This is a genomic window from Geminisphaera colitermitum TAV2 (genome assembly GCF_000171235.2).
GTDB lineage: Bacteria > Verrucomicrobiota > Verrucomicrobiia > Opitutales > Opitutaceae > Geminisphaera > Geminisphaera colitermitum.
Genome location: NZ_ABEA03000096.1, coordinates 1 through 4,814 on the forward strand (window position 1 = coordinate 1; position 4,814 = coordinate 4,814).

Sequence of the window (4,814 nt, forward strand, 5' to 3'; positions counted from 1 at the left end):
GGCTTTGGGCTCATGGTCGGGATCGGATCATGTTAACCAAGTCACAAGTGCAGCGTTTGCGCGGGTTGCGCGAAAAGAAACACCGCGAGGCGGAGGGGGTTTTTGTCGTCGAGGGGGCCAAGGTCGTGCGCGAATTGCTCGCAGCGGGACAGGAGGGGGAGGGGGGGGGATTCAAGGAGTTTTATGTGACGGAGGCGGGGGAGGCGGAATTGGGCGCGTTGACGGGAAACATACAGTGCGCGCGGGTGCGCGTGAGCGTGGCAGAGATGGCGCGGATCAGCCATTATCCGACGCCGTCGGGGGTGTTTGCGGTGGGTCGGATGTGGCGGCGGGCGTTGCCGGAGGAGGGGCTGGCGAGAGGATTAACGCTCGCGCTCGATGGGGTGCAGGATCCGGGCAATGTGGGCACGTTGTTGCGGATCGCGGATTGGTTCGCGCTCGATCGCGTGGTGTTGTCGCCCGATTCGGCGGATGTGTTTTCGCAAAAGGTGATCAATGCCAGCATGGGTTCGTTCGCGCGCGTGGCGGCGCATGTGGTTCCGCTGGCCCCCGCGCTTGCGCGGGCGGCGGCGGGGGGGGGGGGGACGCCGGGCGTGCCGGTGCTGGGGTGCGATTTGGGGGGCGAGGATGTGCATTCGCTGACACCGCCGTCTGGTGCAGGGGGGGGGGGGGGGACGGGGGCGTGGCGCGATGCGGTGATCGTGATCGGGAGCGAGGGCCGGGGTCTTTCGCCGGCGGTGCGGGCAACGGTGACGCGTTTCGTGACGATCCCGAAATACGGCCGGGCCGAGTCGCTCAACGCAGGCGTGGCGGCGGGCATCGTGTGCGCGGCGTTGCGACGCGGAAACAATGAACAGTGAAACAGTGAACAGTGAACAATGAAACAGTGAGCAATGAACAGTGAGTAGTGATTGTAGTTAAAGGTTCATTACGCACTGCCTGTCGCCCACTGCTTTACTGTTCACTGTTTCACTGTTCATTGTTCACTGTTTCTTCGCTGCGGTGTCCAGGGCGGCGGCGTAGTAGCGCACGCCGGCGGCAACCGCCTCGGCGATGCTCTGACGGTAGGCAGTGGTGGCGATTTTGCGGGCTTCGATCGCGTTGGAGAGATAGCCGGCTTCGATGAGCACCGCCGGGCAGGGGGCCTGGCGAAGCACGGCGAAGCGCGCGCGTTTGAGGCCGCGGTCGGCGCTGCCGAGGCGTGACAGGAGTTGCCGGTGGATGTGGTAGCCGAGCACGGTGTTCCAGGCGTCGTGGTCGTTGCCGGGTTGTGCGATGGCATCGGTCGAACCGAGGCGTTCGGACGAGGTGGAGCGTTGGTAGCGGGGGGTCAGGATGTAGGTTTCGGTGCCGTTGACGGTGGCGGCGCCGGCGGCGTTGAAGTGGATGCTGAGGAAGAGGTCGGCACCGGCCTTGGCGGCCATTTCGGAGCGGGCGCCGAGGTCGATGAAGCGGTCGTCGGAGCGTGTCATGAGCACGCGCCAGCCGCTGCCGGAGAGTTGTTTTTGGAGCTGGTTGGCGACGGCGAGGGCGAAGTTTTTTTCGTCGTATTTGAACTGCTTGTTTTGCGTGCCGGTATCCTTTCCGCCATGACCGGCATCGATGACGATGGTGCGCAGGGGGCGGGTGATTTTGAGCGCGTTGGGGCGGAGGATGGGGGCAAATAATCCTTCGGCGTCGATTTGCGCGAGGTAGAGGGTGCCAGGGCGGGCGGTCACGGGGTCGCCGAGGTAAACGCGCAGGCCGTTGAGGAGGGCTTCGCGTTTGTCGTATTCGATTTCGATGCGCGTCCAGCGGTTGGCGAAGGCGAGGCGGGTGTTGGGGGCGAGCCATTCGGGTTTCAAGCCGTAGCGGGCGAAAAACACTTTCGCATCGATGTAGGCGACTCCGTTGAGTTTCAACGTGGCGGGTGCGCTGGTCGTGGGGTTGCGCGCCGGGAGGCGTCCGCCGGGGCGCGTAGGCTGGGCCATCAGGCCGCCGGGGCCGGCGAGGAGGACGCTGGCGAGCAGGAGCAGGCGCAGGTATGTCAAAAGAAAGCGGGCCGGTGTTCGCGGCCCGCGAGTGGTGCGGTGGCTGGTTGTCGCGGGGTTTCCCTCCACGGGTCAGCCCTCGGTGCCTGGGGGGGGGGGGGGGGGGGCCCGCGTCGTCGTTTTCGTCGTCGTCGTCGCGGTCGTCGTCCTTGCCGGTGTCGTCGATGGCTTGTTCGCCTTTTTCGAGGACGTATTTGCGCTTCCGTTTGTTGGGCGGATTGGGCGTGAGCATGACGTTGATCTGCTTGCCCATCTGGCGGGGCGTGGAGTCGGGATGGCCCATGCCGGCGAGTTCTTCCAGGGCGCGCTTGATCACGTCAAAACCGAGTTCGGGACGGGCCATTTCGCGACCGCGGAATTTCAGGCGAAGTTTCACCTTGTTGCCGTGGTCGAGGAATTCCTCCGCGTGTTTCACCTTGGTGAGAAAGTCGCCTTTCTCGATGCGCGCGGTGAACTCGATCTCTTTGATCTTGGAGGCCGTTGCCTTCACGTGGCTGGTTTTTTTCTGCTCTTCATAGACATACTTGCCGAAGTCCATGATGCGGCAGACGGGGGGATCGGCGGTCGCGGCCATCTCGACCAGGTCGAGATTGAATTGCTGGGCGAGCGCGAGCGCCCGGTCCGTGGCCATGATGCCGAGTTGTTTGCCTTCGGGGGAAATCACCCGGATTTCGGGAACCCGGATGCGCTGGTTGCGCCTGATATGCGCGAATGGGTCGTTGTTACGACGTTGATATTGGCCGGGTCGCCGGCCGCCACCTTGGGGAAAAGAAATAGCCATCAATAATTAAGTGCTGTGGATCGGATCGGTATCAAACGGCAGCGGTTCTCTAGGAGATAATTTCCGGGATCAACAACTAAGTGGCGGCTTTCGGCTGGCATGTCCCTGCCATTTTTGCGTTGAACCGCGGTCGCCCCCGGCCCCATTTCAGTTCTTCCTATGGTCGTCATGGTCTTTTCCACGGTTCACGGGGTCGCCGTTTCCACACTGGCCTTTGTCATGGGCAAGTCGCCCATGGAGCTTTTCGCCCACGGCGGACCGGTCATGTGGCCCATCCTGCTCGTGTCGTTCATCGCCGTGACGGCCGTTGTCGAGCGCGCGATTTTTCTTCTCCGGGAGAACGCCCGCCGCCAGCCCGAGGTCGTCGAGGCCATGCTCGAAAAGGTCGAGGCGCGCGATGCCGAGGGCGCCGTGGCGCTGGGCCGGCGCAGCCGCGATTATGTGGCGCGCATCCTGGTGTATGCGCTCACCCACCGCGACCACTCGCCGGGCAACGCCTTCACCCGCGCCGCCAACCAGGAGCTTTCCCGCTACCAGCAGGGTATCGCAGTTCTGGATACGTGCATCACCATCGCCCCGCTCCTCGGCCTGCTCGGCACCGTCACGGGCATGATGAACACCTTTGGCGCGCTCGGCTCCGGCGACATCGCCGCCAATGCCGGCCAGATCACCGGCGGCGTGGGCGAGGCGCTCATCGCCACCGCCTGCGGCCTGGCCATCGCGATCGTTGGGCTGTTGCCATTCAACGCCCTCAACACCCGCATCGAGCAGGCTCGACACGCCATCTCCGACGCCGCCAACGCCCTCGAACTCATCCTCAAGAAAAACGAAAAATCCTGAAACGTGCCCGCCCTCTTTCAGCAGTCCGCCCATGTCACCAGCGCCGCTCCGCCGCGCCGGGCGCGTATTGAGATCATCCCGTTGATTGATGTGATTTTTTTCCTGCTCGCCACCTTTGTTCTCTTCACCCTCTCGCTCAACAAATCCGGAGGACTCCCCGTGATGCTTCCCGCCGCCGCCAGCGGCGAGGCCCGCGACCCTGCGCACGCCGTAACGCTGACCCTTCGTGCCGACGGTTCGCTTGGCTGGGACAAACGTTCGCTGACCCCCGACGAATTTCTCGCCGAACTTCAAGCCCTGCGCCAAGTCACGCCCGACGCCCGCATTCTCATCAACGGCGACGAGAACGCCCTTTGCAGCCAAGTCCGCTACGTGGTGGACGAAGTCCGCAAGGCCGGTTTCACAAAGGTGCATTTCGAGACGCGCATTCGGGACAAGGCCGAAAGCCCGAAGGCTGAAGGCTGAAAAACACAGAATCCGAACATCCAAACACCGGATACCCTCGCATCCACATGACCTTTTCAGCCTTCAGCCTTCAGCCTTCAGCCCTTTCCGCAAAACGCCGGGCGCGCATCGAGATCATCCCGCTAATCGACGTGATCTTTTTCCTGCTCGCCACCTTTGTTCTCTTCACCCTCTCGCTGAACAAAATCCAGTCCCTCCCCGTCACGCTTCCCCAAGCCCAGCCCTCCGCGCCCGCCAGCCCCGCCGACGATGAAGCCGTTGTCCTGCAAGTCTCGGCCAACAACACCGCATGGTGGAACCGCGAACTCATCCCGCTCGCCGAAGTCCGCCCGCGCCTCGACCACTATCGCGCCACCTCCCCCAGTCCGCGCGTTCTCGTTTCCAGCGACGACGACGCCCGTTATGGCGACCTCATCCACGTCCTCGACCACGTCCGACTCTCCGGCATCGGCCAAGTCTCCATCGAAACCGCCTGGCGCGCCCCCGGACGATAACGCAACCAGACGCAGTCACGCCTGCGCCATTCCCAATCCCGCATTTCGCATACCGAATCCCGTCTTCATCCTTGTCCCGCGATCTCCTCATAGCCCTCCTTGCCTCCGTGGTGCTCCACGCCGCCCTTGCCCTCAGCGGACAGTGGCGCTCCGGCCCGCCTGCGCCTCCGCCGTCCGAGGAAATTCCCACGCTGACCGTGCTCC

5 protein-coding genes and 1 pseudogene are annotated in these 4,814 nt (G+C 63.6%); 4 read left to right on the forward strand and 2 right to left on the reverse strand.

Going from position 1 to position 4,814, the window contains the following annotated elements:
• On the forward strand, window positions 1-860 hold an 860-nt coding region (locus OBACDRAFT_RS26480), incomplete at its 5' end, for a TrmH family RNA methyltransferase (RefSeq protein ID WP_232767012.1).
• 123 nt (window positions 861-983) lie between these two features.
• Here OBACDRAFT_RS26480 and OBACDRAFT_RS11145 read toward each other — a convergent pair.
• Window positions 984-2,030: an N-acetylmuramoyl-L-alanine amidase family protein gene (locus OBACDRAFT_RS11145; RefSeq protein WP_052361742.1), complete on the reverse strand. Its 1,047-nt coding sequence runs from the start codon at window positions 2,028-2,030 to the stop codon at window positions 984-986.
• Between the two features lie 277 nt (window positions 2,031-2,307).
• Window positions 2,308-2,811, reverse strand: a pseudogene (infC, locus tag OBACDRAFT_RS26485) (translation initiation factor IF-3); the annotation flags it as partial.
• Between the two features lie 168 nt (window positions 2,812-2,979).
• Between infC and OBACDRAFT_RS11155 the strand changes: the two are divergent.
• Genes OBACDRAFT_RS11155 through OBACDRAFT_RS11165 form a run of 3 tightly spaced genes read left to right on the forward strand, consistent with a single transcriptional unit; the run spans window position 2,980 to window position 4,610 of the window.
• Entirely contained in the window at window positions 2,980-3,651 is a 672-nt protein-coding gene (locus OBACDRAFT_RS11155; protein ID WP_052361744.1) for a MotA/TolQ/ExbB proton channel family protein, read from the forward strand.
• A gap of 3 nt (window positions 3,652-3,654) precedes the next feature.
• Complete coding sequence (locus OBACDRAFT_RS11160; RefSeq protein ID WP_043585613.1) at window positions 3,655-4,116, forward strand: ExbD/TolR family protein; 462 nt, start codon at window positions 3,655-3,657, stop codon at window positions 4,114-4,116.
• Window positions 4,117-4,163: 47 nt separating this feature from the next.
• The gene (locus tag OBACDRAFT_RS11165) at window positions 4,164-4,610 is read left to right on the forward strand and encodes an ExbD/TolR family protein (RefSeq protein ID WP_043585616.1); all 447 of its coding nucleotides are present in this window, start codon (window positions 4,164-4,166) and stop codon (window positions 4,608-4,610) included.
• The last annotated feature ends 204 nt before the right edge of the window (window positions 4,611-4,814 follow it).